The organism is Pseudomonas sp. F3-2 (genome assembly GCF_038804275.1).
GTDB lineage: Bacteria > Pseudomonadota > Gammaproteobacteria > Pseudomonadales > Pseudomonadaceae > Aquipseudomonas.
Window position 1 is genome coordinate 2,397,257 of the sequence record NZ_CP152388.1, and the last position, 26,691, is coordinate 2,423,947.

Consider the following 26,691-nt stretch of genomic DNA (forward strand, 5'->3'; position numbering starts at 1 on the left):
AGCGGCGTAAATCGTTAACTGTATATACATACAGTTATCCTGCACAAGGCTGCAACATGAGCATCACCTTTCTCGGGCCACTTTCGGCGGGCGGCGAAAAACTGCCGCTCTACTCGTTCCACGTTCCGGCAGGCTTCCCGTCGCCTGCCGCCGATCACATCGAAAAGCATATATCGCTGGACGAGCTTTTCGACATCCGTGCGCCCCATGTGTACCTGGTGAAGATCGACGGAGACAGCATGCAAGGTGCTGGTATCTATCACGGCGACATCGTGATCGTCGATCGCAGTCTCGACGCTGAACATGGCGACATCGTCATCGCCGCGCTCAACACCGAGCCGCTGTGCAAGCGGCTGCACAGGCGTGAGAACGAATTGATCCTGATGTCGGAGAATCCGAAATACCCGCCGCGCCACGTAATGGAGGGCGACGAACTGGTGATCTGGGGCGTGGTGAAATACAGCGTTCGCGATCATGACAAACCCTGAGCCGGTCTTCGCGCTGATCGACTGCAACAGTTTCTACGCCAGCTGCGAGCGGGTCTTCAGGCCTGATCTTGCGAAGACGCCCATCGTGGTGCTGTCGAACAACGACGGTTGCGTCATCGCGCGCAGCTACGACGCCAAGCCTTTCGTGAAAATGGGTCAGCCGTACTTTCAGATCAGAGACCATCTGCGTCGCAACGGCGTGGTCGCGTTCAGCAGCAACTATGCGCTCTACGGCGACATGAGCGAGCGAGTGATGACGATCATCGAGTCGATGGTGCCGGCGCTGGAGGTGTACAGCATCGACGAAGCCTTCGCGGACCTGACTGGCATCCCCGGCGACCTGACGGCCTTTGGACGCAAGATTCGCTCGACCATCTACAAGCGCACCGGCATTCCCGTCGGGGTGGGCATCGCCCGCACCAAGACCCTGGCAAAGCTCGCCAATCACACGGCCAAGCGTCTTCTCGACAAGACCGGCGGCGTGGTGGACATCTGCGAGGCCTTCAAGCGCGACTGGACCTTGCGCAACACTGACGTAGGGGAGGTCTGGGGCATCGGCAGAAGGATGAAGGCTCACCTGGAAGTGATGGGGATCAAAACCGCGATGGATTTGGCGAGGGCGGACGCCTGGACGCTTCGCCAGAAGTTCAGCGTGGTGATCGAGAAAACCGCGCGGGAGCTGGCGGGTACTTCCTGCCTGGAATTGGCTGAGGCGGACGTGCCCAAGCAGGAAATCTGCTGCAGCCGGATGTTCGGCGAGCGCCTGACCGAGATCGCGCCGATCAAGGAAGCGGTGGCCACTTATATGCATCGGGCGGCGGAAAAGCTCCGGGCGCAGAACTCGCTTTGCAAGACGATCCGCGTGAGCATCCGTACCGGCATGTTCAATATGCAAGAGGCCCGGTACGCCAATGGCGCGCTGATAGAACTGCCGTACCCCACCAACGACGTTCGCCTGATGACGAAATGTGCGACCGAGGCCGTCGATCGAGTCTTCCGCCCGGGCTACAAATACAGCAAGGCCGAGGTCCTGCTCATGGATCTGCGCCAGCCTGGCGAGTTCACCGACGACCTGTTCGCCCACGTCCAGACGCAGGCGGCCAGCCGAATCATGAGTGTGCTGGACGGCATCAACGGCCGCTGGGGCCGCGGCACGCTGCGGGTCGCCAGCGTACCCCGAGACCCGGGATGGGCCATGCGCCGGGACCTGATGAGCCAAAGCTTCACCACCCGAATCGATCAGCTGTGGACGGTCAAGGCGAGATGACAGGCGAAGTGGGCAGAGTGTTTTTCATATAACGACAGCGATGCAGGCACTGATCGCTTTTGCGAATCAATAGATGAAAATTCAGCGATTATCGAATGCGTCCGTTTCCCACAGAATCTCCAGTTACAAGCGCTTACAAACACTCTAAAAAACGCTGGAGAACACAATGCAACAGCCAAACCTCGCTTCCAGAGGCGCGTCGAAGGCAGGCATGGTCTTTCGGGTCACGTCCGGAAACTTCCTGGAACAGTTCGACTTTTTCCTTTTCGGCTTTTACGCCACCCATATCGCAGCCGCCTTTTTTCCCGCCTCCAATGAATTCGCCTCGCTCATGATGACCTTCGCCGTGTTCGGCGCGGGGTTTCTGATGCGGCCACTCGGCGCCGTATTGCTAGGGGCCTACATCGATGATGTCGGCCGTCGCAAGGGATTGATCGTCACGCTGGCAATCATGGCCAGCGGCACCTTGCTCATTGTGCTGGTCCCCGGTTACGCCAGCATCGGGCTGTGGGCTCCGGCGCTGGTGCTGCTGGGGCGGCTATTGCAGGGTTTCTCCGCAGGCGCGGAGATGGGCGGCGTATCCGTCTACCTGGCGGAGATGGCGACGCCTGGCCGAAAAGGCTTCTATGCGAGCTGGCAGTCGGCGAGTCAACAGGTGGCCATCGTCGTCGCAGCGGGATTGGGCTACGCCCTGAATCTCTGGTTGACGCCGGTCGATCTGGCGCAATGGGGCTGGCGAATTCCGTTCGGGATCGGCTGCCTGATCATCCCGTTCATTTTCCTGTTGCGTCGCAGCCTGCAGGAGACCGAAGAATTTGCGAATCGCACCCATCGACCGACGATGAAAGATGTGTTCGGCACGCTCTACAACAATGCCAGCATTGTGTTCCTGGGCATGCTGATGGTCGCCATGACCACGACCGCGTTTTACATGATCACCGTGTATGCGCCGACCTTCGGCAAAACGGTCCTGCAACTTTCTACCAGCGACGCGCTGATTGTCACGCTGCTGGTGGGTGTTTCCAACTTCATCTGGCTGCCCATCGGTGGCGCCCTGAGCGACCGCTTCGGGCGCAAGCCGCTGCTGGCGGCCATGTCGTTACTGACCCTGATCACGGCGTATCCCGCGCTGTCGTTCCTGGCTCAAGCGCCTTCTTTCGCACACATGCTTGAGGTCCTGCTCTGGTTCTCTTTCCTGTACGGGATCTACAACGGCGCAATGATTCCGGCACTCACGGAGATCATGCCCGTGGAGGTTCGGGTCGCCGGTTTCTCCCTGGCGTACAGCCTCGCGACCGCGATATTCGGCGGTTTCACGCCCGCCGTTTCAACCTGGTTGATTCACGTGACGGGGGATAAAGCAGCGCCCGCGTACTGGATGATCTTCGCCGCGCTTTGCGCGTTTATCGCGACGCTGGTGTTGTACCGCCGCCTGTCTGCTCAATCTCTTGCAACTGCTTAATCGAAGGAAGTGCTCATGCCATCGTTATTCAAAACTTGCCACGCGTTATTACTGGCTGGATGGGCGTTCAGCGCCGCTGCCCACGCCGAGGAGCTGACCGTGATGACATCAGGCGGCTTTACGGCTGCCTATCAAGGGCTGGCTCCCGCCTATGCAAAGAGCAGCGCCAACACGTTGAACACAGTGCTCGGTCCGTCCATGGGCAAAGCGCCGGAAGCGATTCCCAACCGACTGGCACGCGGGGAGCACGCCGATGTGGTCATCATGGTGGGCTACGCCCTGGATGAGCTGATCAAGCAGGGCAAAGTCGATCCGGACTCGCGCGTCGAACTGGCCGATTCGCGCATCGGCATGGCCGTCAAGGCTGGCGCGGGTACGCCGTCCATTGCCACTGATGCAGAATTGAAAAAGGTGCTCCTCGGCGCAAGATCCGTTGCCTATTCCGACAGCGCCAGTGGGGTCTACATCGAGAACGAACTGTTCAAGAAGCTCGGGATTCAGGATCAGCTTGCGCCCAAAAGCAAGATGATCGAGCGTATCCCGGTGGGCTCGGTCGTCGCGAAGGGTGATTACGAGCTCGGGTTCCAGCAAGTGGCAGAACTGCTTCCGGTGCCTGGCATTACCTTCGTGGGCAAAATTCCGGAAGACGTCCAGTCCGTCACCCGCTTCGCCGGTGGTATCCCGAAAAATGCAGAGCATCCGGCTGAAGCCAGACGGCTTCTGGAGTATCTGGCATCCCCGCAAGCTCAGGTCACCGTTCGCTCCAGTGGCCTGGATTCAGTCCCTCGCTAAGCGCGCAGGCAGTTCGCGTATAAGCCGCTCCAGCGCCAGCGCCGCAGGCGTCAAGGTACGCCCGCGGCGCTTGAGCAATCCCATTTGCCTCACCACTTCAGGTTCCGTGAGGGCGACGCTGGCAAGAATGGGATGGGTCGCCACCGGCATGGCGATGGAAGGCACTGCCGCCAGCCCCAGGCCTGCCTCGATCAGACCGAGGACCGTCGTCACATGACGGGCTTCGCAAACGCTTTCCCTGGCAAACCGGACTGCGGGCAACGCCCGGTCGATGACCAGTCGGTTTCCGGAGGACTTATCCAGGGTGATGTAATCATGCTGATAGGCTTCGGCCCAGGTGATCGAGGTTCTCGAGGCGATCGGGTGATCCTTGCGGCAGGCGATCACATAGCGCTCTTCCATGAGCAGACTGAACTCGATTTCAGGGGCCAGGTTTCCTGTAAAGCTCACGCCGAAATCTGCCTCGCCCGAGGCCACCGCTGCGCTGACTTCATTGGCCGAGGCGTCGATGAGCCTGATCTTGATCCTGGGGTACTGCGAGTGGAAATCCCGGATCGCATGGGGCATGAAGTAGTAGGCGGCGGAGGGGACGCAGGCGATCGTCAGCGTCCCGGTGCGCAAGGCCCCGCCATCACCCACACTCAGCAACGCCAGATCAAGATCGTCGAGCAGTCGTTCCACCTGGGGCAAAAACGCGCGTCCGACATTGGTCAGCGTGACCCTTCGTGTCGTCCGCTCGAAAAGCTTGACGCCCAGCGCAGTCTCAAGCTTCTCGATCCGACGACTCAGCGCAGACTGCGTGATGCGGATCGAGTCGGCCGCGCGCCGGAAGCTGCCTTGCTCGACAACGCCGCGAAAGGCCAACAGGTCGTTTAGATCGAAGTTGATACTCACCGCTTAACCCGCATCTGATCGAATACAGGCATCAATGTTAAAGGGTTGCCGGACAGCTCACCATCCGACTAATCAACAGGGCCCGTTTCAACGCATTGCGGCCGGGCCGCCTTTGGCATGGCCCCAGATGCATGCGGGCGGGGTATAGGCACTGCTTATAGAAAGCATTGTATTTAGGTCTTGGACGTTATAACCGGTGGGGATCACTATCGCTCCAACAGCACATGACACCGAGATCCAACGCCATGAAAGCGCTCATCGAAGGCATCCTGAAGTTTCAGAAAGAAGCATTCCCGCAACGCACCGATCTGTTCAAACACCTGTCGACCACGCAGAACCCTGGTACGTTGTTCATTACCTGTTCGGACAGCCGGGTGATTCCGGAAATGCTGACTCAGCAAGAGCCCGGCGAACTGTTCGTGATCCGTAACGCGGGCAATATCGTGCCTTCTTACGGCCCGGAACCTGGCGGCGTGTCCGCAACGGTCGAGTACGCCGTGGCGGTGCTCGGTGTGACCGACATCGTGATCTGCGGCCACTCCGACTGTGGCGCCATGACCGCCATCTCGCAGTGCAAATGCCTGGATCACCTGCCCGCCGTCGCCAGCTGGTTGCGCCACGCCGACTCGGCCAAGGTCATCAATCAAGGCCGCACGCACCTGTCACCGGCTCACAAACTGAGCTCGATGGTTCGCGAAAACGTGGCGGCGCAGCTGACTAATTTGCTTACCCACCCGAGCGTGCGTCTGGCCCGTCAACAAGGCCGGTTGAACCTGCATGGCTGGGTCTACGATATCGAAAGCGGGGCGGTCGACGCCCTGGATGGCCGCACGAATGAGTTCGTGTCGCTAAGCGCGTATCCCGAAACCTGCGCTTATGGTTCAACGCCGGAAACGGCCGCGGCCTGATTCCCTGAACCGGGCTCCCCATCCACCGATTTCATGCACCACAGCGACACCTCATCTACTTATCGGAGTGAACGACATGACTCAATCCAACGCGTACCAGGATCCATCCCTCGCCCTGACCGCCAGAGTGCTCGACAGCAAGGCCAAGAAAGGCCTCACCTTCGAACAACTCGCCGAAGGCACCGGCCTGAGCCTGACTTACGTGACCGCCGCGTTGCTGGGTCAACACCCGCTGGTGGCAGACGTGGCGACCCTGATCGGCGAGCGCCTTGAACTCGGCGCGGATGAGGTCCGTCAGCTGCAAGCGATTCCTCTGCGCGGCAGCCTGCCGGGCGGCGTGCCGACCGACCCGACCGTCTACCGCTTCTACGAAATGATCCAGGTCTACGGCACCACCTTGAAAGCGTTGGTTCACGAGCAGTTCGGCGACGGCATCATCAGCGCCATCAACTTCAAGCTGGACATCAAGAAAGTGGAAGACCCCGAAGGCGGCTCCCGGGCAGTCATCACGCTGGACGGCAAATTCCTGCCTTACCGGCCATTCTGATCGGCATCATGTCGCGGTGCCTGGCGCTCGCCGGGCGCTGCTGCGGCTGATCGATGCTGTCGGCAGACCTGCTCGAGCGTCGCCATTGCGGCGCTGCTGCTTACAGATCGGCACGGCGCTGTTCGTGGATCAGATCAATCAGCGCTCGCAGTCCAGCCGGGATGTGTCGGTGGCCTGCGTAATAAAGCGAAAGGCCGGGTAATGGCTTGGCCCATTGCGGTAAAACCTCGATCAATCGCCCCTCACGAATATCGTTCTCCACATACCAGCGTGGCATCTGCGCCAGCCCAAGCCCGTTTCTCGCGGCCTCGAGCATCATCAGCGGCGCATCAAGAATCAACGAGCCCTGCACGTCGACGGTGATTGGCCTGTCGTTCTCGCGAAACTCCCAAGGTGAGGCCATGCCACCGGGATAGCGTGCGCGAATGCACGGCAGTGCTTGCAGATCTTCGAGTCGCACGGGCCTTGCATGGGTCGCGAAATAGTCGGGGGAGGCCACGACGGCGATGGGAACACTGTCGGTGATCGGGACGCGAATCATGTCCCCTGGAACGTCCGTGCTCAGGCGCAAGCCGGCGTCGAAACCGTCGGCGACGATGTCCACCCGCTTTTCCTGCGTGGCAATTTCCAGCGTCATGCCCGGGTAGCGGCTCAGAAACTGGCGAACGAGAGGCTGAAACACCATCAGCGCGGCGCCAAGCGAGCTGTTTATTCGTAAGGTCCCGACGGGGACGGGCTTGTGTTCCTGAAGGCTCGTCATCGCCGCGTTGATGTTTGCGACAGCGGGGCGTATCTGCTCGACGAACCGCCGCCCCGCATCGGTCAGTGCAACGCTGCGCGTGGTGCGATGAAACAGCCGTTCACCCAGTCGCGCCTCCAGCCCCCGAAGCGCATTGCTCACGCCGGTGGTGGACATCCCCAGTTCTACCGCAGCGGCGCGAAAGCTCTGCTTATCTGCCACCGCGAGTACGACTTCGAGTTCAACAAGGCCGTGTTTATACATTGTCCCGGTTTTCCAGATGATTCATCCGTATTTGAGCGCGTTATTTCGATTCTCTTCAACTGTTAGATTCAACGCCTTCATGTTTTCGACAGGAGAATCACCGCATGCGCAGTTTCAAGCAGGCTTATATCGACGGGGCATTCGTCCAGGTCCAGGGCAGGGAAACGCTGTCGATCATCAACCCCGCGTCCGAGCAGGTGATTGGACAAGTCACCCTCGCCAATCGCGCCGATGCAGTGCTTGCCATCGAGGCAGCGACGCGCGCGCAGCCCATGCTGGCATCCACCAGCAAGGCGGAACGGATCGACATGCTGCTGGCGTTGCAGCAGGCGGTGCTGTCGAACTCGGACGCCATTCGCGACTCGGCCATTGAGGAGTACGGTGGCGTCCTCTCGCGTAGTCAGTGGGTCAGTCAGTATGCGGCCCAGTGCTTCAAGAACACCGCGCGCGTGATTGACGGATATGAATGGGTCAGAACCATCGGTGAGGCATCGGTCATCATGGAACCTGTCGGCGTGGCCGCGCTGATCGCGCCCTGGAACAGCGTGGCCGGCACGGTCTGCAGCAAGCTGGCCTGCGCCATTGCTGCCGGTTGCGCATCAGTGATCAAACCCAGCGAACTCAGCCCGATTCAGACTCACGTCCTCGCGACGGCCCTCCATGAAGCCGGCCTGCCTGAGGGGGTGTTCAACATCCTGCTGGGCCGGGGGCATGACGTCGGTGACGAACTGACCACCCATCCCGACGTTGCGAAGATTTCGTTCACCGGCTCGACGTCGACGGGCAAACAGATCGCCCGAGCGAGCATCGAGACGATGAAGCGCGTCAGCCTGGCGTTGAGCGGCAAGTCGGCGACACTGTTTCTGGACGACGTCGACCTTGCCTCGGCCGTGCCGCTGGCCATGAACGCGGCGTTCATGAACAACGGACAGGCGTGTATCGCAGGCTCGCGCTTGCTCGTCCCGCGGGCGAGGGTGGGAGAGGTCATTTCTGCCGTTCGGCGACAGGTCGACGCGATGCGCATCGGTGATCCGTCTGACCTGCAGATCGCCATCGGGCCGGCGGTAAGCCAGGCTCACTACGAACGTGTCCAGACCTGCATTCGTCGCGGCCTGGAGCAAGGGGCGACGCTGATTGCCGGAGGCCCGGGTCGACCACAAGGGCTGGAAAAGGGGTACTACGTCAGGCCCACCGTCTTTGCCGACGTCACTGAAAGGATGGACATCGCCAACGAAGAAATCTTCGGGCCTGTGCTTTCCATCATGACGTATGACTCGCTCGATCAGGCCATCGCCATGGCCAACCGCAGCGTCTACGGCTTGCAGGCTTACGTCTTTTCCAGCGATCCGGACATGGCTCGGCGGGTAGCGTCCCGACTGGAGGCGGGAACCGTGCTGATCAACCGTCACACTTCCGAACTGATGGCTCCCTTTGGCGGCAGGAAACAATCCGGGCTCGGTCGGGAATTCGGCGTATTTGGCCTCGAAGCCTTTCTGGAACCCAAGACTGTCGTCGCTGATTAAGAGAGGCGTGGCAAGGCGGGCACTTTCGTCGCGTCAGGCCCGGTTCAGTGAGCACAAAGGGTTTCGCGGACCTGGGCTTCAAACGCTGTGGAGGCCGTGCTCTGGTAAGCGTTTCGCCTCTTCAGCAGGGCCGCCGTGCGGCGCGGCGGGACGTCGGCGAAGTCGATCTTGCGAAGCGAACGGTCGTCGCGGGCGATCGCCTCCGGCAATACCGTGGCGAGAGGAGCGTGCCGGACAATCTCCAGCAATGCATTCACCGAACTTGCTTCGAGGACGACGTTTGGATCGAAGCCGTGGCCGCGACAGTAGTCATCGACGCAGGTGCGTGTGATGAAATTATCGGTCAGCAACGCCAGCGGCAGCGATGCCAGTTCGGTGAGGGTCAACGCCTCCTCGCGGGGGTAGAGCGCATGTGTTTGCCCGACCATGACGGCCAGACGCTCGGTGAACAGGGGCGACCACTCGATATCCGGGTTGCGCACGTCGCTGAATGCGATGGCAATGTCGAGCGAGTCTTCGCTCAGACCCGCTTCGATACTCGCCATGGAGAGCTCGAAAATCTCGAGATGGATACGCGGATAATCGGCAAGAAATTCACGCACCAGAGGACCCGCCAGATAGGCCATGAACGTGGGCGTCATCGCCACCCGCAGATGGCCTCTGGAGAGGTCCTTGACGTCGTGAATTGCGCGCTTTCCTGCCTCCAGCTCCCGAAGTACACGCCGCGCGTATTCGACATACACCGCACCGGCGTCGGTCGGCTGGACCGTCCGCCCGCCACGTTCAAGAAGCTCTGCGCCCAGTGACTCTTCCAGTTGCCTGATCTGTTGCGACAGTGTCGGTTGGGAAACGTAGAGCGCCTGCGCTGCGCGCGTGAAGTTGCCGTGATCGACAACTGCCAGAAGATAACGCAGATGGCGCAGAAGCATCGATGAATACTCACGGGTTGTGTTGACGCGCGCAGCATTGCATATGCGCCGGACAACGAATAGAACCCCTTGCTACTGACAGGGTCTGCTCATTCATCACTTTCGGAATGCAGCCTATGTCAGCGCATCACAGTCTGGTCATCCTTGCACGGGGAGGATATGCCGCCCGCGGCGTGCTTTACCTGATCATCGGCATCTTCGCCTTGTTGGCCGCACAGGACTCGACCAAACCCAAGGACAGCCACAAAAGCCTGGAAGCCTTGCTGGGTCAGCCGTTCGGCTACTTTCTGGTGGGGCTCGTGGTGGCGGGCCTGCTCGCATTCGCTGCGTGGCGCGTCCTGCAGGCGACGCGGGATGTTGACCACCACGGCAAGGATCTCAAAGGGGTGGTCATACGCGCGGGGCTGCTGGCGGGAGGTCTGGTCAACGGCGCTCTGGCGTTTTTCGCATTGGGCCTGTTGGTGAGCGGTATCGGAAGCTCAGGGGATTCCGGAGGGCAAGCCAAAGACTGGCTGGCTCATCTGCTGTCCTGGCGATACTCCAACGTGTTGGTGTACCTGATCGCACTCGTGCCGCTGGGTGTCGGCATCGCTCACATCATCAAGGGGTGGAAGGCGTCGTTCGAGAAGTATTTCGAGGCCGATGAAGAGGTCATGCGCTACGTCCGCCCGGTGTCCAGATTCGGGCTGATCGCCCGTGGCGTCGTGTTCATCGAGATCGCGCTGCTGCTCGCCGTCAGCGGTTCTGCCTACCAGGCCGTGAACCCGCCCGGCATGAAGGAAGCCCTCGACGCCCTGCAGAATCTCCCGGCCGGCTGGCTGTTGTTGATCACGATGGCGCTGGGCCTGATCGCCTTCTCGGTTTACAGCTTTTCCGAGGCTTTCTGGCGGAAGATCAATATGGAAATTCCGGGGGTGACGAGGGGGTAGTGGGGTTGTGAACTCTCCCGGGTACCAACACGCGAGTCCGAGGGTAACTTTCGGTTAATCGGGACCTTGGAGGGCGATTAGGGCGTGAACATCGAGCGAAGGATTGAATCGTAGCGCTCCCGGTGGATGATCATTGCGCGCCGAGCGGTGTGCAATGGTCGTTTGGAGAGCAGCCACGCGCTTGACGACTGCGAGTATCAGCTTTCTCATACTCCAGAATGTGATGCTGCCGAAGACGATTCCGAACATCCTTGGATTGCACTTCACTACATCCTGGACTCTGCAAGAGGTTGGGTCTCGCTTAGATTTCGATGCCGCTGCATTCGCGTACGTATTACCCCGCGCAATGGGTGAGAAATGTCATCCTCGCATCTGCGCCGGGAACGGGCCCCTTGGCTCGCCGACAACAACCACGTTGTGAGTGAGCCGATACAGAGCTGCTATGGTCCCATCCAGCTCCTTCATCGCACGCTGCCTCTGTGTCAAGAGGGATGCTGCGTGTTCTTGAGAAAGGTGAGCGCCAGGAGCAGGAAGGGCAGAGTCAGTAGCCTTACTCCAGCGATCAAACAGATCGCTTCTGAAAAACGATTGCTTAGCAGTCTTGTGCAAGAGGGCGTTCTGTTTTCCCCTGGCCACTACAGAGTTGACATTTGAGTATGTGAAGCGGGATGAGGGGTGGTTCACGACAGCAACAGGTGTGTTGCCAGCGAGCGAGCGAATCCGGCGACCGTTGCGCAGGCTCAGGCACACAATCAAATCAGGAACCAACACGTCCAACACATCAGAAAAGGCATCTTCTCCACTTTTCCAAGAGTTTTCACGTGGAGTAATCCTCTTATCTCTTATGAATTCCTGGATGAAATTGTAATAAGCCACCCGACTCCAAAATTCAGCTTTGTCGTCGCGAGTGGCGTGCCGCCTGGTGTTAGTCACCGCTCTCATGATCTTGGTGAAGTGAGGGTGTCGTCGAAGGCGCTTAGTGGCCAAAGGATGCATTTCACCGAGGGCCAAGGCTTTCACGATTTCAGGTGTCGCCGTCGGGCGCTCGTGTTTTTTTGCCCCATAGTGAGACTCGCAAACAAGTAGGATACGCAAGCCGTCCAGACCATCCACATACTGGCAACCTACCCATGGAGCGAAACGGACGTTGGTGATTTTCATCGTGGACTCTTGTCGTTAAATTTTGCCTCGCGGAAAACAGAATATGGTCGGCAGTTGAATACCGACCTCTTCCCATTTACTAACACCGGAGTGCTCAGTGCTGAGTGCTACGGGATTGCAATCCCCAATGCATTGAGCGTGGGCGTGTCCATGCGGCCGCTGTTGGCGATTCCCGAGTCGGCTTGGAAAGCCATGAGCGAGCCGCGTGTGCCGTTCCCCAAAACTCCATCAATGGCGCCCGAGTAGTATTTTTTAATCATCAATGCCAGTTGCACCCGGCGAACCAGCATGGAGACGTCCGTCGCCGCAGGAGTTGCTGCAACCGGAGCGCTGACCGGCACCGCGCCTCGTGTTGTTGACGCGCGCGGCGCAGTAATCGTGGTAGTGCTCGGTGTGCTAGAGCGATACACGTTGGTAGTCGGGGCAGGAGCGCTGTAATACGACGTGGTAGGTGCAGAGTATCGCGGCGCGCTGTAGCCACCTGAACTGCTGTAGTGGGAGCTGTGCGAACTATGTGAACTGTGCGAGCGATGCGCCGCGTACACGTTTACCGCATCACTGGCGTTCAGAGTGTTTTTGAAAACGGGCGGGGCGCTATTGGGCTGGGGGAGCCAGTCATTCGCTGCGAGCTGCGATTGGCCGGATTCAGCCAGTGGGCTGACGAGCATCGGCGCCAGGGCTAGCGACTGGCCGATCAAAACTTTCCAACGATCAAGCAACTTCATACGGTGCTCCTTGCAGTGTCTCTAATTCTTTTGGTGAAAGCGGATGAATATTCCTGCTCTGCCAACGTGTCGAGTGGGATTTGAAAAAGCCTGCGCACGCTTGCTTTGCCGAGCAGGACTGGCAGGTGTCTATGAATAGGTTTTTCCAGTCAGAGATGCTCTGGCGGTAGAACCGGCCAAGCGTAGGTTCCAGGACGCAGAGCGGAAGATTGTAGACCGATACAGTCAATCCACGAATGTCTAGAAAATGTGCCGCCGATGCCAGCTGAATCTGGTAGTCCGCTGGGTCGATCCAGAGCGCCGCGTAGTTTTTCTTGGCGAGTCCCGTATTTTCGATGCCCATCAGTGCCACGTGGTGGGTAAAGGGCAGATTCCTGAACACGTAGTGGGCCCACTCTGGCAAGCGCGCCACTGTCAGCTTACTCAGGACCATTCTGATTTCGATCCGCTGCCCCGCGCGCTGAAGGTTGTAGAGGCCCGCCATAGTCTCCGCAAAGGCACCCGGCGCATTAACGACTTCGTCGTGGTCTTTCGCGTTGTCTGCGTACAGCGGAATGCCCCAAGTGATGTTGGGGTGGTTGAGTCTTTTCAGATCGGCAATCCAGCTCGCATCGCTCAAGAGGCGGCCATTACTCAGAATGTGCAGCGCCTTTTCGGGCACCGTAGCCGCAGCGTGTCTGATAATCGCCAGCAGGCCATCTCGGTACAAGGTCGGTTCGCCGCCACTGATTCCAAGCTGTTCGGAGCCTGGATCTATAAGGTCCAGCAAGCTCAGGTTCTCATCGATGTGCCAACGGTCATCGACCTCTTTAGGAGGTTGAGAGCACATCAGGCAAAGGCTGTTGCAGCGGTCGGTCATGAACAACAGATTGCTGTTCGCACCTCGACGGTAAACCACTCGAACCACATTCGTATCCGGGCTGACGGCGATCACATCGCCAGGCTGGACGACTTCAGGATCTCTTGGGGAGGCCAGAATGGTTGCGCCGCATGCTGAATATTGCGGAGCAAGCTCTTGGAACAAAAAACCGCCTACGGGCAACGTCATGAGCTGCTCGTGGTGATAATTGTTGCCCGTACCCATCCACAGAATCAGGTCATCAAAATCTGCCTGACCCGCACAAACTCTGGCGCCTTTTTCAATAAGCTCCTCGGGCGTAATGACCTTGAGCAGCTTGGGCGCTGCAACGTAGCGGACATCGAATTGAGTATCTCTACGCAGCATCGTTATCCCCTATACCCAGACGCGGGGAGATCGTACAGCGAGCGGCGGGAAAGCCATGACATCAGCACTTTTTGCGTGACGTCGTCGCCGTCTTTCAACTGGCTGAAGAGGTAGGTGAGCAGTGAGGTGTTCTTCTCGCAGAAGGTGCTGAAACTGCGATGCCCGATGGGGTCTCCTTGCCGTGCGAATTGCTCGATAGGATCGGCACCGCAGTACGGAACCAACGCGCAATCCGAGCAACCGGGCAAGGTCTCTGCGATGCCGGCGGATAGCAGCAAGGCTATAACCGGCGAGCGGAGCAGTTCGTCCAGCGGCTGTTGAACGCTGCCTAATCGCAAACCATCTTCGCCCATCTCCAACAACATGCGTGATTCATCAGACGGATAGACATCGCCGTCGTAGTTGTATACAAGCGTCCCTAGGCCAGCGCCGAGTGGAGATCTCAAATCGACGTAGCCAGATGAAAAGGGTGTCAGCACGCTCGCGAGGAGAAGCGACATGTACCCCTCGGAGAGAAATGTGCCGCTGGCGTTAACGTTGATCAGATGTGCCATTGCCTTCTTATAGAAGTCGATGAAGTCAGCCATGGAATAATCGAGCCGCTTGGCAGACTTTTTTGCAAAACCGTAAGGGCTGAGCGGACGCAGTGAGACGCTTTTGAATCCTTGAGCAATGTACTCGTCGATGATCTCAGTAGGGTGTAACAGACTTTTGGCGGTGAGCGTAGTCAGCGCTGATACCGCTTCATGTCCCAGCTTTGCACGAACCTTATTTATGCCTTCTACGGTCCGCTCGTACGAGTCGCGTCCAGGGGAGGGGCGATTTGCGTTATGCAAAAATGCGGGCCCATCCAACGAGGTCGAGAACTGAATGCGGTGTAGCGCTGCGAAGTCCAGGACGTCATCGGTGAGGTGATGCAACGTGGTTGTGATGACGTATTGGATGTTTCGTTGCTCAGACTCGTTTCGCCGCTCAACCGCCTCAACAACCTGTTTGATCCGCTCAAACGCGAGCAGGGGCTCCCCACCTTGAAACTCAATCGTCAGGACGGGTGACGGCGATTCGAAAACCCGCGCGATGGCATGTTCCGCGTCTTGCTCGGAAAGGTCGTGAGCGCCACCACTGAGAGGGGCACGAGACACCTGGCAGTACTGGCAGGTGTGGTTGCACCGAAGTGTGACGACGAAGATGTGCAGGGCGGGACCGTCAAATATGAAGCTCTTACGGCTTCTGTACTGGGCCGCGATCTCGGGGATTGGATCATGGCCTCCTGGCTCGTAGATAAAATGCCGCGCGAGTAAATCTTTGTACAGGGGCGATCGGTTATCTAGCCGTTTGCTTACCAAAGCTTGCAAAGAGGCTTCAGACACGAACAGGTATTCACCGGTTTCAGCGGTCAGCAAAATGTCTTGCGCGCTGTGGTCGTCCAATCGCAAGAAGCGAAAGGGCAGAAGTTGATAAGCAGTGTCCCGGGCGATGAGGTGTGCGCGCATGATCAGACCCCGGCACCTCGGAGTGCAGCGCTCGCAATAATCTCTCTCAAACCGGAAGTCTCGCGCTGGATCTGTTCTCGGAGGGCAAAGTCGTTCAGATGTCTTTGAATCAACTCGCTGACGGTATCTGACGATAGTGGGGTGTCAGCACCGACAATCACAGTGGGTGCAACAACCATGATAATGCTTGAGCCTGACTGGCTAATGGTGATGTTGAGGCGCGACGCCAGCGCATAGGCGACGCGTTGAACGACATTGAGCGAGTAGACGCTGCTGTCCAGCGTCAGCGTGACATTCAAGTACATGACCGAATCCATTCGTGGCGTTGAGTTTCCAAAGCATGACCTTTGGAAAAGCAAAATGCCACTAACTGTAACAAAAAATTTAATATGGCCGACGATAGGTGTGAGGGGGAGATTGCAGAGGTTGATACCTCCATACGTAGTTGAGTGATTAGCAAGTCTCGACTTTGCCCTGAGCGGCGGAAGCTGCACTCCCGTCCGAGCTTATGCCCTAAGAGTATCCGCACGTCGCCGATCGCTGCATCCCCGGAGAGGCTGCTTTCGAACCGAAGCGGACGCATTGCTGGACTGTAAAAAGGCGAATCCTGGCCTGTATCCAGCGCGGTCCCAGGCTACCGGCTCAGGATCTTTTCCATGATGATCGTGCGCTCGGCGCCGTGAAATGCGTCCCGAACCTTTACGAAGCCTAGAGAAATGTAGAAGCCTTGCGCAGTGATAGAAGAGGGGACACGCAATCGTTCAATGCCCCTCTTGACGGCCACTGACTCGATGGTCGCCATCAGACGACACCCTATGCCTTGTCACTGATAGGCCGGATCGACGAATACACTGCGTACAGTATTTCCTGCAAGACTCCTTGTGGCGACGATATGCGCGTCGATGCAGGCGACGTAAACTTCACGCAGGTTTAGAAATTTCAGGATTTCGGAGGGCGAGAAGCTTTTTACGACCTGGTCAATGACGTTCGGCGGATAATCCTGGGCATTGGATTTAAGCAGCGCGGCCTCGACCACCAGGCTGATCGCTGACGCATCCGTGGTTTTGGCCTTTCTGATCAAGCAATCCATTGAATATCCCTCGCCGATCATAACGATTTCCACATTACTGTAAGTTCAGTAGGTAAGTGTCAGCCGAGAAGTCTTTATCAGAATGCTTTCCATTGCACAGTCCTTCTTGAATAAGCGACAGTCGCCCCAAATCGCTGGGATCACTTAACCACCAGGCTCAACCCGACAACAGCCAGTAACGCGATGTAGATGCGGGCATGCAGTCTGTCGGGGATCTTCCCCGCGAGCGGTAATGCCAGGAGCACGCCTGCCAGGGAGCCGGCGCTGAGCAGTACCAACGCCGGAAGATAGATGTAGCCGAAAAAACCACTGTGCATGCCCGGCATCTGAAGTTGCCCCATCACGCCGTACATCAGCGCGCCTGCCATTGCCACCGGCAGGCTCAGCGGGTTTGCCAGCGCTGACGCCTGGGCCATGCTCAGGCCGGACCTGCGTAGCATCGGCACCGTCATGACACTGCCACCGACACCCAGCAACGCGGCCACGACGCCAATGCCGATGCCTTTCAAGGGCACGCCATGCAGTCGCCGCGCGGTAGGGTCTGACGTGTGCAGAAATCCCTTGCGGAACAGGCAGTCGGCGATGGTCAGCGCGAGATAAGCGATAAACCCTGCACGGACCGCGTCACTGCTCATCGCACTGCCGAGTATGGCCCCAGCCACCGCGCCCAGCGCGATGTACCCGGCGAGTGGCCAGACATAGCCGCCGACCAGTCGGCCTGCGCGCCGCTGTCTGACCGTGGCCACCCATGCGCTGACGACCATGACGGCGGTCGATGTGGCGACCGCGATCTGCATGGCGTTGTCATAGCCGGCGTCGCCGGGGGCATGGCTGGACATCACCAGGTGGTAGACCAGCGGCACCACGACGAAGCCGCCACCGAATCCAAACAGCACCGTGGTGACCCCGGTCATGCAACCCAGCACTGCCAACAACAAAAGGCTCATCCCGTATCATCCATTGCTCAATGTGAATCGAGCGGGCATCTTATTGCCGCGATACAAAACGGACTTTCGCGAACGCGCCTACCGTGTTTTCGTTACGGCCAAGCTTCTGGATCTCGACGATGCGCAACGCTTCTATCTCACTTCTCGACGGCACCCCTCGTTCCGTCGTTGCGATCTGCACCGAGTATGAGTACGGCCATTGTCTGCCGATGCACACCCACCGACGCTCGCAGTTGCTGTATGGATCGAAGGGTGTGATGCAGGTGACGACGAGCCTTGGAACCTGGGTCGTGCCGCCGCAGCGTGCGGTATGGATCCCTCGGGAAGTGCCCCATGAAGTGCTGTTTCTGGGTGTGACGACCCACAGTCTGTACATCGAACACGCGGAGTCAGTGATCGCCGATGAACGTTGCCGGGTGATCGACGTCAGTGTGTTGATGCGCACTCTGCTTCAGGAGGCGGTGGACATGCCGCTGGAGTACGACGAGGAGGGCAGGGACGGCGCCCTGATCAAGCTGTTGCTGCATGAAATAGAGCGCGCGAATCAGCTGGCTCTACAGATTCCGATGCCGTCGCACGAGCGGTTGCTGGGCATGTGCAAAGCCTTCCTGCTGACACCGGACATCAACACCTCGCCGCAGGCGTGGGCTGATGCACTGTTCATCAGTGTACGGACATTCAATCGGCTCTTCAGGGAGCAAACCGGCTTGAGCTTCGGGCAATGGCGACAACGCGCCTGCGCGATCCTGGCCCTTGCACGGCTGGCCGAGGGCCACAGTGTGACAATCATCGCCATGGAAATGGGGTATGACAGCCCCGCAGCGTTTGCCACGATGTTTCGGCGGGTGACCGGCCGGCCGCCTTCCTTCTATCTATCGGCCCAGGACGCAAGGTGATGCCGCCGCGCAGCTTCGCGCCGAGGGACATCTGCGGGCCGATGATTGCCGACCGCCTCACTAGGCGGCAAAACGCAGCACTCACGACATCCGGCCAGTGCGCCGGATGGGATGTGCCTGTCTGTCGGTCACTCCGGGACGCTTTAGACCCGGATAATCGCTAAGATAGAACGCCAAACACCTGCGCAGGCTCTCCAGTGCCATCCATTCAAACTTCTACCGTGCCTGAGAACCGCCTGGTCGTCGGGTTGGGGGCGTCGGCAGGCGGCCTTGAGGTGTTGCAGCGTTTTCTGAGACTGATGCCGGCCGACACCGGCTTCAGCTTTCTGGTGATCCAGCACCTGGCTCCGGCCATGCCGAGTCTGTTGAGCGAAATTCTGGGCCGCGGGACGTCGATGAAAGTGGTCGACGCCCAGCACGGCGTCGCCCTGGAAGCGAATACGGTCTATGTCCTGCCACCCAATCGCGACCTCTGCATCGAGGGAAACACGCTGGTCTTGCAGGCTGCCCGGACGTCAGGCGGTCTGCACCTTCCTATCGACATCTGTTTCGCTTCAATGGCAAGCCAGCTGGGCGCGAACGCCGTGGGCATTGTGCTATCCGGTACCGGGAACGACGGCACTCGGGGCTGCAGGGCTATTCTCGACGCCGGAGGCAGGACGCTGGTGCAATGGCCGGAAGAGGCGACTTACAGCGGCATGCCGAGCAGCGCCATCGAGGCCGGTAACGCCAGTCATGTACTGACGCTGGAGCAGATGCCTGAACTGCTTCTGGGACGTAAGGTCGATCCCGTGGCCAATACTGCAGTGGGCGAGTCGTTGCAGCAGATACTGGTGCACCTGCGCACGGTCACCGGCCACGATTTTACCCAGTATAAGAAAACCACGATCGCCAGACGGATAGAGCGGCGCATGCAGGTCCTGCAGATCGCCAGTGAAGCAGAATATTCGAGCCTTCTGCAGCGTTCTGCGGTCGAGTGCCAGCTGCTGTTCAATGAATTGCTGATCAACGTGACCCAGTTCTTCCGGGACCCGGAGGCGTTCGACGTCATGCGCGACGAGATCCTTGGGCCTATGCTCGATGGCGAGGCGACCGACGACGAGTTTCGCGTCTGGATCGCGGGCTGCGCCAGCGGCGAGGAAGCGTACTCCGTGGCCATCGTGTTGCATGAGTTGCTGCAATCCCGTCAATCCCTGCGCAAAGTGCAGCTGTTCGCGACCGACCTGGACGCGGAAGCAATCAAAGTCGCGCGCGCCGGGCTTTACCCCCCGACGATTGCCCAAGACATGAGCGCCGACCGCCTGAGCCGCTACTTTACGGCGGTCGAAGGCGGCTACCGGGTCAGGAAAGAAATCCGCGAGATGATCGTGTTCGCGGTGCAGAATGTGATCAAGGATCCGCCATTCACGCGGCTCGATCTGCTTTGCTGTCGCAACTTGATGATTTACCTGGGGGCCGCGCTGCAAAACCGCCTGATCCCGACGTTCCATTATTCGCTGAAGCCTCAGGGCGTGCTGTTTCTTTCTCCATCGGAGAGCGTTGGCAGTTACGCCACGTTGTTCAATACGTTGCACCGCAAGTGGAAGTTCTACCGGGTCAACAAGGCCCACAACAACAGATTGATGCAAATGGGCAGCAGTCTGTCCTGGCTTCCTCAAAAAATCAGCCGACCGCCGGACCGTACCTTGACCTTGACCAAAGAAACCAACCTCGCTGAACTGACTCGCCGCGCATTGCTTCAGGATTTCGGGCCCGCGTCGGTCGTAACGGATCTCGCTGGCAACGTGCTCTACGTGCATGGCGATACCGGGAGTTACCTGCGTCCCGCCCCCGGGCAGGCGAGCCTCAATGTGGTCGACATGGCCCGCGAAGGCCTTCAGCTGGAGCTGCGCAGTGCCGTGCGGCGTGCGACGCAAAGCGCAGAGTCGACGTCCGGACACTTGGTCACGGTGACCGGCGATGGCATTGCCCGCCGCGTCAACTTGAGTGTGCGGCGCATGGCGGGGGCTTCGCAGGGCGAACAATTGCTGTTGATCACCTTTCAGGAGACGGCCGACCCGGCATTCGTCGAAACCGACGGGGACACACAATCCGTCGTGGCGCAACCGCCTCCAGACCGTCTGCACCTGCTGGAACGTGACCTGGCCTACACCCGCGAAAACCTGCAAGCCACGATTGACGAGCTGCAGCACACCAACGAGGAACTGGGTGCGGCGAATGAAGAAATGCAATCGACCAACGAGGAGCTGCAATCCTCGAACGAGGAGCTGGAAACCTCCAGGGAAGAGCTGCAGTCGGTCAACGAGGAGCTGGTGACGGTCAATGCGGAGCTGCAGGCCAAGATCGAGCAGTTGGGCGACATGCAGAACGACATGAAAAATCTGCTCGACAGCATAAATATCGGAACTATATTTCTTGACACTCAACTGATCATCCGACGCTTCACCCGGGACGCCGTCAAACTCTACCGGTTGATTCCCAAGGACATCGGACGGCCTCTGGCCGATATTTCCTCGCACATCCAGTCAGTGGATCTGCTCGTTCCCGCACAGGAAGTGCTTGATATGTTGATACCTCAGGAAGTCGAACTGTGCACGGTCTCCGGGGACTGGTTCCTCGCACGTCTGGCGCCGTACCGCACGCTGGACAACGTCATAAGCGGCGTGGTCATGACGTTCCACGACATCAACTCGCGAATTGCCAACGAACGCGCCGTTCAGGCTGCGCGCGAACTGGCCGAGGCCATCGTCGACACGGTGATAGAGCCGCTGTTGCTGTTGGATCAGGACCTGTGCGTCGTGTCCGCCAGCCGTTCCTATTACCGCACGTTCGCCACCAACGAGAGCCAGACCACCGGCCGCCGGCTCTACGAGCTGAACAACGGTCAATGGGACATCGCAGCGCTGCGCATGAAGCTGGGGACCATTCTTGAGGATGACACCAGCTTCGATGGCTTCGAGGTCACCCATCACCTCACGGGCACAGGGCCTCAGACCATCGTGCTCAACGCCCGGCGTGTCACCGGCGAGGGTGCGCGACCGCATCTGATTCTGTTGGCCATGCAGCCTCAACCTTCCATTCTCTAGGCCCTGACCGTCATGAAGCCGACGACTGCCGCGCCCTTTGCTCAGATGCCTCTGGGAGTCGGTGGCCCTGAAGACAGTGATCTTCTAGGCGCGTTGCGGCTTCATCAAGTCGAACTCGAGACGCAGAACGAGGAACTGCGTAGCGCTCAGGCGGCATTGGAGGCTTCGCGGGATCGTTATCTGGACTTATACGAGCACGCGCCGGTGGGTTATCTCACGCTGGATGCCCACGGCGTGATTCAGGCCGTGAACCATACCGGCGAAACGATGCTGGGCTGGCCCAGAAACCGGTTACTGCAGCGTCGTTTCGCCGGACGAATCCTGGAGGCGGATCGCGACCAGTGGCAGCAAGTGTTTGCCAGGCTGTTCAGGGACGGCGTGGCGCAGGAGTGTGACGTGTCTCTGCAGCGTGCCGATGGCAGCCACTGGCAGGCACGGCTCAACTGTATTCGACAACCTGGCGAGGTACCGGCGATACGGCTGACCTTGACCGATCTGACGTCAGGTCGGCTGGTCGAAAGCCGCCTGAAACTGGCGGCCAGCGTTTTCACCCATGCACGCGAAGGGATCATGATCACCGATGCGATCGGGACGATCGTGGAGGTCAATCACGCGTTCAGTACCATTACCGGTTACTCGCGGGCCGATGTCGTGGGAAAAGACCCGCGCCTGCTCGCCTCGGGTTTCACGCCGGCAGCCCAGTATGTGAATCTGTGGGACAGCCTGAAGCGCAAGCATTACTGGCAAGGCGATCTGTGGAACCGGCGGCGCAACGGCGAGTTGTTCGCTGCGCGGCAGACGATCACGGCCATTCTGGACGCTCAGGGCCAGCCTCAGCATTACGTCGCGCTGTTCACCGATGTCACCGAGTCCCACGAACACCAGCGCCAGCTGGAATACATCGCCCATTACGATCCGCTGACCCATTTGCCCAATCGCGTACTGCTGGCGTCGCGCATGCATGAGGCCATGGCCCTTGCGTCAAGTAACGGCACGCAACTGGCCATCGCTTATCTGGACCTTGATGGCTTCAAGGCCATCAACGACGAACATGGTCATGAGGTGGGCGACAGGGTGCTTGCCAACGTATCGCGACGCATGAAGCAAACCTTGCCTGAGGGTTGCACCTTGGCGCGTCTGGGTGGCGATGAGTTCGTTGCGCTGATTGTCGATCTCGATCAGGTCTGCGACAGCGCGCTGGTGTTGGAGCAATTACTGGCCGCAGCAAGCGACACGGTGGGCATCGGTACGTTGAAGGTGACGCTGTCGGCGAGCGTGGGCGTCAGCTACTACCCGCAGGAAGGCGACATAAGTGCCGACCAACTGCTACGCCAGGCCGATCAGGCCATGTATCAAGCCAAACTGGCGGGTAAAGATCGCTTCCATGTGTTCGACGCCAAGAACGATCAGGACATGCGTGGGCACAATGCCCGGCTGGACCGGATCGACAGGGCCATTCGCGAGAACGAGCTGCGGCTTTATTACCAACCCAAGGTCAACCTGCGCACCGGCGAAGTCGTCGGCGCAGAAGCGTTGCTGCGCTGGCAACACCCGGAAAGGGGGCTGCTGATGCCGGACGATTTCCTGCCGCTGATCGAGAGCAATCCGCTGTCGGAAGTGGTAGGCGAGTGGGTGCTGGAAAATGCCCTGATCCAGATTGCGGACTGGCAACGTGAAGGATTGCTGCTGCCGGTCAGCATCAATGTCGGCGCCCGGCAGCTCCAGCGGCCGGACTTCGTCGCCGACCTGATGGATCGGCTGGCCACACACCCGGATGTCGAGCCGCGGATGCTGATCATCGAAATCCTCGAAACGAGCGCGCTGGAAGATATCGAAGGCGTGTCGCTCACGTTGAGCAAATGCGCCTCGCTCGGCGTGCATTTCGCGCTGGACGACTTTGGCACCGGGTATTCGTCGCTGAGCTACCTCAAGCGCCTGCCAGTGGCCCAGTTGAAGATTGATCAGACGTTCATTCACGGGATGCTCGACGCCCCTTCTGACGTGTCGATCCTGCAGGCGATCCTGGGGCTGGCGTCGGCATTCGGACGTGAGGTCATCGCGGAAGGTGTCAACAGCCCTGCGCAGGCGGCTCAGCTCTTACAGCTTGGATGCGAGGTGGCTCAGGGCTACGGCATTGCTCAGCCAATGCCGCCGTCAGCCATTCACGACTGGATAGACCGCTGGTCAATGGACCCCAGACCTTGCTTTTAAATGATCATCGATTGCCCGCGCGTCAGCTTCAATCTTTCGAACTGCAATGCTGGCTGCCGGAACGGCGGTTGTTCTGATTGACGCACTGATTTATTCATCAAACGTCTGTTGCAGCACAATCGTGCAAAGTATCGCGCATGAGTGCTATACCAAGATCTTGAATGGCGAGAGTCTTATGTTCGGTGCAACGACTGGTACTTGCCGGATGTTGCACTGGCGCGCCAGGGATGCCCAATACGGCATGTCGTTCAGCGTGTCTGACTTGCAGTCTCCTCTTATGTTTCATTCCTCATTGACGAGAATGTTCTCGTGACAGCCTGGCACCCTTGCCGGGCTTTTTTTATCTTCCAACTCTCCCTCTTGCGCTTTAACGGGTATCCATGCGCATGCCCAGAATAAGACTCGACTTCAACTTTAAGTAAGTGGTTACTTCATGGATTAACATAATTTGTACGCTTGTGCTTTAGCACATCCGTGCTAGATGCAGCATTTAGCGTTCACTATTGTGGCCGCAACTACTGTTTATTTAATCGCGCGATGATTAATCAGTCATTTATGGCGAATGAGCGTCATTCGCCCATGACGCCCTCTGTTTATTCACGAATTACGGATAGCTGAAATGTCAGACAATTCGAGGCGGAACTTTATAAAAGCCGGTTTGACGCTAGTGCCCGTTGTGACTATCGCGCCTCAGTCCGTGTTCTCGGCGCCCACTGCGCCGCCGCAGGAACTGGTTGAATCCTCAGCCTCCAGCCAGCGATACCTTCCTCGTTTTTTTACTGAATCGGAGTGGGCGTTCATCAATGCTGCTTCGGCGCAACTCATCCCCGAGGATGACATCGGCCCAGGGGCGGTCGCGTGCGGAATTCCCGAATTCATCGATCGCCAGATGGAAACTCCATACGCCCATGGCGCGCTTTGGTACATGCAGGGGCCGTTTCTGACTGACTTGCCTGCGGAGCTCGGGTACCAGCAAAAACTGACGCCCAGAGATATCTACCGTTTCGGCATCCAGGCCAGTAACGCCTGGTGCCAGAAAGCGCATGGCAAGGCGTTCAATGAACTGGCGCCTGAGATGCAAATCGCAGTGCTTCGCCAACTGGAGACGGATGCTGTCGCCATGGACGACATGAAGAGTTCGCTGTTCTTCGGTCAACTGCTGAAGAACTGCAAAGAAGGGTATTTCGCTGACCCTGTCTACGGCGGTAACAAAAAGCTGTCCGGATGGAAAATGATCGGGTTTCCAGGTGCTCGCGCAGATTTTGCGGATTGGATCGATCACCCGAACGAGAAGTATCCGTTGGGCTCTGTGTCTATCGACGGTAAGAGGAGCTGAACCCAATGGCCACTGAACATTCTCCGGTCGATATCGTCATCGTCGGTTTCGGATGGACCGGCGCGATTGCGGCGATGGAGCTGGCTGATTCAGGTCTGGAAATCCTTGCCCTGGAGCGCGGCGAGATGCAGGACACGTCCACCACGGCGAGCTATCCGAACGTGATCGACGAGCTTGCCTACAGCACTCGCGGCAAGTTGCTTCAGGACCTCTCCAAAGAAACGGTCACCATCCGTCATTCCAGCAAGGACGTCGCCGTGCCGTACCGTCAGCACGGGGCTTTTCTGCTGGGGAACGGCGTCGGCGGAGCGGGTTTTCACTGGAACGGCATGTCCTGGCGGGCGTTTACGGCAGACCTTCGGCTGCGAAGCCACTATCAGGAACGGTATGGCAAAGCGTTTATTTCCAGAGAAATGACGATTCAGGACTACCCCGTCACGTATGAAGAACTGGAGCCCTATTTTGCCCAGTGGGAGGATGTTGCCGCCGTTTCCGGCAAAGCAGGGAACATCAACCATCAGATTCTCGCGGGGGGCAATCGCTGGGAGGCTCCCCGCAGTGCCGAGTATCCTTTGCCGCCTCTTCAATCCATTTACGGCGCACAAGTGTTCGGAAAAGCCGCGAATGAGCTGGGTTATCTGTCTTTCCCGGTGCCTGCGGCCAATGCTTCCGGCCCCTATACGAATCAGTATGGCGTGAGACTGGGCCCCTGTAATTTCTGCGGTTTTTGTGAGGGTTACGGTTGCTACATGTATTCAAAGGCTTCCCCCCAGACTTCCATTCTGCCCGCATTGAAGCTCAAGAAAAATTTCACCCTGAAGCCCAAATCACATGTGTTGAAAGTCAATACCGACTCGACCGGGAAGGTGGCTACCGGCGTTACCTATGTTGATCCTCAAGGGCGCGAAATTTTTCAGCCAGCGAAAATTGTTCTGCTGTGTGCGTTTCAGATGCATAACGTCCGGCTTCTCCTGCTTTCGGGTATCGGCAAACCCTACGATCCAGAATCGGGTGAAGGGGTGGTCGGCAAAAATTACGCTTATCACATGAACAGCAGCGTCAACGTGCTGCTGCCCAGGAACACGCAGTTGAACCCCTATATCGGAGCCGGCGCTGCGGGAACCGCGATCGACGATTTCAATGGCGATAATTTCGATCACGGCCCGCTCGGGTTCATTGGCGGCGCCAGCGTCTATCACCTGCGAACGGGCGGCCGCCCCATTGGGCAGAGCAAGGTGCTCAAGGACGGTCCGAACTGGGGGAAGGGCTGGAAGGAAAGCGTGCAGGAAGACTACCAGCGAACGTTGCCTATCTACGCTCAGGGCACTGTGATGTCCTACAGGGACACGTATCTGAGCCTTGATCCCACCTACAAGGATGTTCATGGCCAGCCGCTCTTGAGGATGACATTCGACTGGCACGAAAACGAGTTTGCGATGATCAGGCATGCCATCGACGGTGCTACGCAGATAGGCAAGGCCATCGGTGGCGACATCCAGGTCAACCTTCGTAAATCAGGCACCCATTTCGATACCCGGGCTTACCAGAGCACTCACACCACAGGCGGTGCAATCATGGGGGACAACCCTGCGAGCAGCGTCGTGAATCGTTATCTGCAAAGCTGGGACGTCCACAATCTGTTCGTGATGGGGGCGTGCGCGTTTCCCCAGAACCTGGGGTACAACCCGACGGGTCTGGTGGCAGCGCTGGCTTACTGGTCCGTCGATCACATCAAGAAGCAGTACCTGAAAAGTCCCGGCCCTATGGTTCAGGCTTAAG

At 58.6% G+C, this 26,691-nt stretch carries 22 protein-coding genes and 1 pseudogene; 13 read left to right on the top strand and 10 right to left on the bottom strand.

What is annotated here, in order from left to right; all coding sequences use genetic code 11:
* The first annotated feature begins 56 nt into the window (after positions 1–56).
* The 4 genes from umuD (at position 57) to AAGQ88_RS11055 (ending at position 4,009) form a co-directional block, all read left to right on the top strand.
* Positions 57–488 carry a translesion error-prone DNA polymerase V autoproteolytic subunit gene (umuD, locus tag AAGQ88_RS11040; RefSeq protein WP_093458193.1) on the top strand — a complete coding sequence of 144 codons (432 nt, stop codon included), beginning with the start codon at positions 57–59 and terminating at the stop codon, positions 486–488.
* Positions 475–1,755: a Y-family DNA polymerase gene (locus tag AAGQ88_RS11045; protein ID WP_342655333.1), complete on the top strand. Its 1,281-nt coding sequence runs from the start codon at positions 475–477 to the stop codon at positions 1,753–1,755. Before umuD ends, AAGQ88_RS11045 begins: the two co-directional genes overlap by 14 nt.
* 166 nt (positions 1,756–1,921) lie before the next feature.
* Positions 1,922–3,217, top strand: coding sequence for an MFS transporter (locus AAGQ88_RS11050; protein WP_342655334.1), 1,296 nt, complete (start codon positions 1,922–1,924; stop codon positions 3,215–3,217).
* A gap of 15 nt (positions 3,218–3,232) precedes the next feature.
* Positions 3,233–4,009: a substrate-binding domain-containing protein gene (locus AAGQ88_RS11055; protein WP_342655335.1), complete on the top strand. Its 777-nt coding sequence runs from the start codon at positions 3,233–3,235 to the stop codon at positions 4,007–4,009.
* On the opposite strand, the gene AAGQ88_RS11060 is transcribed toward AAGQ88_RS11055, so the two are convergent.
* Positions 3,995–4,903: a LysR family transcriptional regulator gene (locus tag AAGQ88_RS11060; RefSeq protein WP_342655336.1), complete on the bottom strand. Its 909-nt coding sequence runs from the start codon at positions 4,901–4,903 to the stop codon at positions 3,995–3,997. The two genes, AAGQ88_RS11055 and AAGQ88_RS11060, sit on opposite strands and share 15 nt — an antisense overlap.
* A gap of 245 nt (positions 4,904–5,148) precedes the next feature.
* Between AAGQ88_RS11060 and AAGQ88_RS11065 the strand changes: the two genes are divergently transcribed.
* Complete coding sequence (locus tag AAGQ88_RS11065) at positions 5,149–5,811, top strand: carbonic anhydrase (RefSeq protein ID WP_342655337.1); 663 nt, start codon at positions 5,149–5,151, stop codon at positions 5,809–5,811.
* Between the two features lie 76 nt (positions 5,812–5,887).
* Positions 5,888–6,358: a cyanase gene (cynS, locus tag AAGQ88_RS11070; protein WP_342655338.1), complete on the top strand. Its 471-nt coding sequence runs from the start codon at positions 5,888–5,890 to the stop codon at positions 6,356–6,358.
* A gap of 100 nt (positions 6,359–6,458) precedes the next feature.
* Here the strand turns inward: cynS and AAGQ88_RS11075 are convergent, their stop codons facing one another.
* Complete coding sequence (locus AAGQ88_RS11075) at positions 6,459–7,361, bottom strand: LysR family transcriptional regulator (RefSeq protein ID WP_342655339.1); 903 nt, start codon at positions 7,359–7,361, stop codon at positions 6,459–6,461.
* Positions 7,362–7,465: 104 nt separating this feature from the next.
* Here AAGQ88_RS11075 and AAGQ88_RS11080 point away from each other — a divergent pair, with 104 nt between their 5' ends.
* Positions 7,466–8,884 carry an aldehyde dehydrogenase family protein gene (locus AAGQ88_RS11080; protein WP_342655340.1) on the top strand — a complete coding sequence of 473 codons (1,419 nt, stop codon included), beginning with the start codon at positions 7,466–7,468 and terminating at the stop codon, positions 8,882–8,884.
* Positions 8,885–8,928: 44 nt separating this feature from the next.
* Here AAGQ88_RS11080 and cynR read toward each other — a convergent pair whose 3' ends face one another.
* Complete coding sequence (cynR, locus tag AAGQ88_RS11085) at positions 8,929–9,813, bottom strand: transcriptional regulator CynR (RefSeq protein WP_342655341.1); 885 nt, start codon at positions 9,811–9,813, stop codon at positions 8,929–8,931.
* A 116-nt stretch (positions 9,814–9,929) separates the two neighbouring features.
* Here cynR and AAGQ88_RS11090 point away from each other — a divergent pair, with 116 nt between their 5' ends.
* Positions 9,930–10,742 carry a DUF1206 domain-containing protein gene (locus AAGQ88_RS11090; RefSeq protein WP_342655342.1) on the top strand — a complete coding sequence of 271 codons (813 nt, stop codon included), beginning with the start codon at positions 9,930–9,932 and terminating at the stop codon, positions 10,740–10,742.
* 360 nt (positions 10,743–11,102) lie between these two features.
* On the opposite strand, the gene AAGQ88_RS11095 is transcribed toward AAGQ88_RS11090, so the two are convergent.
* The 7 genes and pseudogenes from AAGQ88_RS11095 to AAGQ88_RS11125 form a co-directional block, all read right to left on the bottom strand.
* A complete protein-coding gene (locus AAGQ88_RS11095) occupies positions 11,103–11,903 on the bottom strand; it encodes a hypothetical protein (protein ID WP_342655343.1) in 801 nt (266 codons plus the stop codon).
* A gap of 107 nt (positions 11,904–12,010) precedes the next feature.
* Positions 12,011–12,628 carry a His-Xaa-Ser repeat protein HxsA gene (gene hxsA / locus AAGQ88_RS11100; RefSeq protein ID WP_342655344.1) on the bottom strand — a complete coding sequence of 206 codons (618 nt, stop codon included), beginning with the start codon at positions 12,626–12,628 and terminating at the stop codon, positions 12,011–12,013.
* Positions 12,615–13,853 carry a His-Xaa-Ser system radical SAM maturase HxsC gene (gene hxsC / locus AAGQ88_RS11105; protein WP_342655345.1) on the bottom strand — a complete coding sequence of 413 codons (1,239 nt, stop codon included), beginning with the start codon at positions 13,851–13,853 and terminating at the stop codon, positions 12,615–12,617. Before hxsC ends, hxsA begins: the two co-directional genes overlap by 14 nt.
* Positions 13,854–13,855: 2 nt before the next feature.
* Positions 13,856–15,346 (bottom strand): His-Xaa-Ser system radical SAM maturase HxsB, encoded by a 1,491-nt coding sequence (gene hxsB, locus AAGQ88_RS11110; RefSeq protein WP_342655346.1) that lies wholly within the window; start codon positions 15,344–15,346, stop codon positions 13,856–13,858.
* A gap of 2 nt (positions 15,347–15,348) precedes the next feature.
* Entirely contained in the window at positions 15,349–15,651 is a 303-nt protein-coding gene (hxsD, locus tag AAGQ88_RS11115) for a His-Xaa-Ser system protein HxsD (protein WP_342655347.1), read from the bottom strand.
* Positions 15,652–15,980: 329 nt separating this feature from the next.
* Positions 15,981–16,436 (bottom strand): annotated as a pseudogene (locus AAGQ88_RS11120) (GNAT family N-acetyltransferase).
* 140 nt (positions 16,437–16,576) lie between these two features.
* Positions 16,577–17,383 (bottom strand): sulfite exporter TauE/SafE family protein, encoded by an 807-nt coding sequence (locus AAGQ88_RS11125; RefSeq protein WP_342655348.1) that lies wholly within the window; start codon positions 17,381–17,383, stop codon positions 16,577–16,579.
* Between the two features lie 119 nt (positions 17,384–17,502).
* Here AAGQ88_RS11125 and AAGQ88_RS11130 point away from each other — a divergent pair, with 119 nt between their 5' ends.
* The 5 genes from AAGQ88_RS11130 to AAGQ88_RS11150 all read left to right on the top strand — a co-directional run bounded on the left by AAGQ88_RS11130 (position 17,503) and on the right by AAGQ88_RS11150 (position 26,690).
* Positions 17,503–18,279: a helix-turn-helix transcriptional regulator gene (locus AAGQ88_RS11130; RefSeq protein WP_342655349.1), complete on the top strand. Its 777-nt coding sequence runs from the start codon at positions 17,503–17,505 to the stop codon at positions 18,277–18,279.
* Between the two features lie 197 nt (positions 18,280–18,476).
* Positions 18,477–21,365, top strand: coding sequence for a chemotaxis protein CheB (locus AAGQ88_RS11135; protein ID WP_342655350.1), 2,889 nt, complete (start codon positions 18,477–18,479; stop codon positions 21,363–21,365).
* Between the two features lie 12 nt (positions 21,366–21,377).
* Positions 21,378–23,576 carry an EAL domain-containing protein gene (locus AAGQ88_RS11140; protein ID WP_342655351.1) on the top strand — a complete coding sequence of 733 codons (2,199 nt, stop codon included), beginning with the start codon at positions 21,378–21,380 and terminating at the stop codon, positions 23,574–23,576.
* Positions 23,577–24,195: 619 nt separating this feature from the next.
* Positions 24,196–24,912 (top strand): gluconate 2-dehydrogenase subunit 3 family protein, encoded by a 717-nt coding sequence (locus AAGQ88_RS11145; RefSeq protein ID WP_342655352.1) that lies wholly within the window; start codon positions 24,196–24,198, stop codon positions 24,910–24,912.
* Positions 24,913–24,917: 5 nt separating this feature from the next.
* A complete protein-coding gene (locus tag AAGQ88_RS11150; protein WP_342655353.1) occupies positions 24,918–26,690 on the top strand; it encodes a GMC family oxidoreductase in 1,773 nt (590 codons plus the stop codon).
* The last annotated feature ends 1 nt before the right edge of the window (position 26,691 follow it).

Excerpts from the sequence above, each read along its gene's own strand:
- umuD (WP_093458193.1), top strand. The coding sequence starts at position 57 with ATGAGCATCACCTTTCTCGGGCCACTTTCGGCGGGCGGCGAAAAACTG.
- AAGQ88_RS11045 (WP_342655333.1), top strand. The coding sequence starts at position 475 with ATGACAAACCCTGAGCCGGTCTTCGCGCTGATCGACTGCAACAGTTTC.
- AAGQ88_RS11050 (WP_342655334.1), top strand. The coding sequence starts at position 1,922 with ATGCAACAGCCAAACCTCGCTTCCAGAGGCGCGTCGAAGGCAGGCATG.
- AAGQ88_RS11055 (WP_342655335.1), top strand. The coding sequence starts at position 3,233 with ATGCCATCGTTATTCAAAACTTGCCACGCGTTATTACTGGCTGGATGG.
- AAGQ88_RS11065 (WP_342655337.1), top strand. The coding sequence starts at position 5,149 with ATGAAAGCGCTCATCGAAGGCATCCTGAAGTTTCAGAAAGAAGCATTC.
- cynS (WP_342655338.1), top strand. The coding sequence starts at position 5,888 with ATGACTCAATCCAACGCGTACCAGGATCCATCCCTCGCCCTGACCGCC.
- AAGQ88_RS11075 (WP_342655339.1), bottom strand. The coding sequence starts at position 7,361 with ATGTATAAACACGGCCTTGTTGAACTCGAAGTCGTACTCGCGGTGGCA.
- AAGQ88_RS11080 (WP_342655340.1), top strand. The coding sequence starts at position 7,466 with ATGCGCAGTTTCAAGCAGGCTTATATCGACGGGGCATTCGTCCAGGTC.
- cynR (WP_342655341.1), bottom strand. The coding sequence starts at position 9,813 with ATGCTTCTGCGCCATCTGCGTTATCTTCTGGCAGTTGTCGATCACGGC.
- AAGQ88_RS11090 (WP_342655342.1), top strand. The coding sequence starts at position 9,930 with ATGTCAGCGCATCACAGTCTGGTCATCCTTGCACGGGGAGGATATGCC.
- AAGQ88_RS11095 (WP_342655343.1), bottom strand. The coding sequence starts at position 11,903 with ATGAAAATCACCAACGTCCGTTTCGCTCCATGGGTAGGTTGCCAGTAT.
- hxsA (WP_342655344.1), bottom strand. The coding sequence starts at position 12,628 with ATGAAGTTGCTTGATCGTTGGAAAGTTTTGATCGGCCAGTCGCTAGCC.
- hxsC (WP_342655345.1), bottom strand. The coding sequence starts at position 13,853 with ATGCTGCGTAGAGATACTCAATTCGATGTCCGCTACGTTGCAGCGCCC.
- hxsB (WP_342655346.1), bottom strand. The coding sequence starts at position 15,346 with ATGCGCGCACACCTCATCGCCCGGGACACTGCTTATCAACTTCTGCCC.
- hxsD (WP_342655347.1), bottom strand. The coding sequence starts at position 15,651 with ATGTACTTGAATGTCACGCTGACGCTGGACAGCAGCGTCTACTCGCTC.
- AAGQ88_RS11125 (WP_342655348.1), bottom strand. The coding sequence starts at position 17,383 with ATGAGCCTTTTGTTGTTGGCAGTGCTGGGTTGCATGACCGGGGTCACC.
- AAGQ88_RS11130 (WP_342655349.1), top strand. The coding sequence starts at position 17,503 with ATGCGCAACGCTTCTATCTCACTTCTCGACGGCACCCCTCGTTCCGTC.
- AAGQ88_RS11140 (WP_342655351.1), top strand. The coding sequence starts at position 21,378 with ATGAAGCCGACGACTGCCGCGCCCTTTGCTCAGATGCCTCTGGGAGTC.
- AAGQ88_RS11145 (WP_342655352.1), top strand. The coding sequence starts at position 24,196 with ATGTCAGACAATTCGAGGCGGAACTTTATAAAAGCCGGTTTGACGCTA.
- AAGQ88_RS11150 (WP_342655353.1), top strand. The coding sequence starts at position 24,918 with ATGGCCACTGAACATTCTCCGGTCGATATCGTCATCGTCGGTTTCGGA.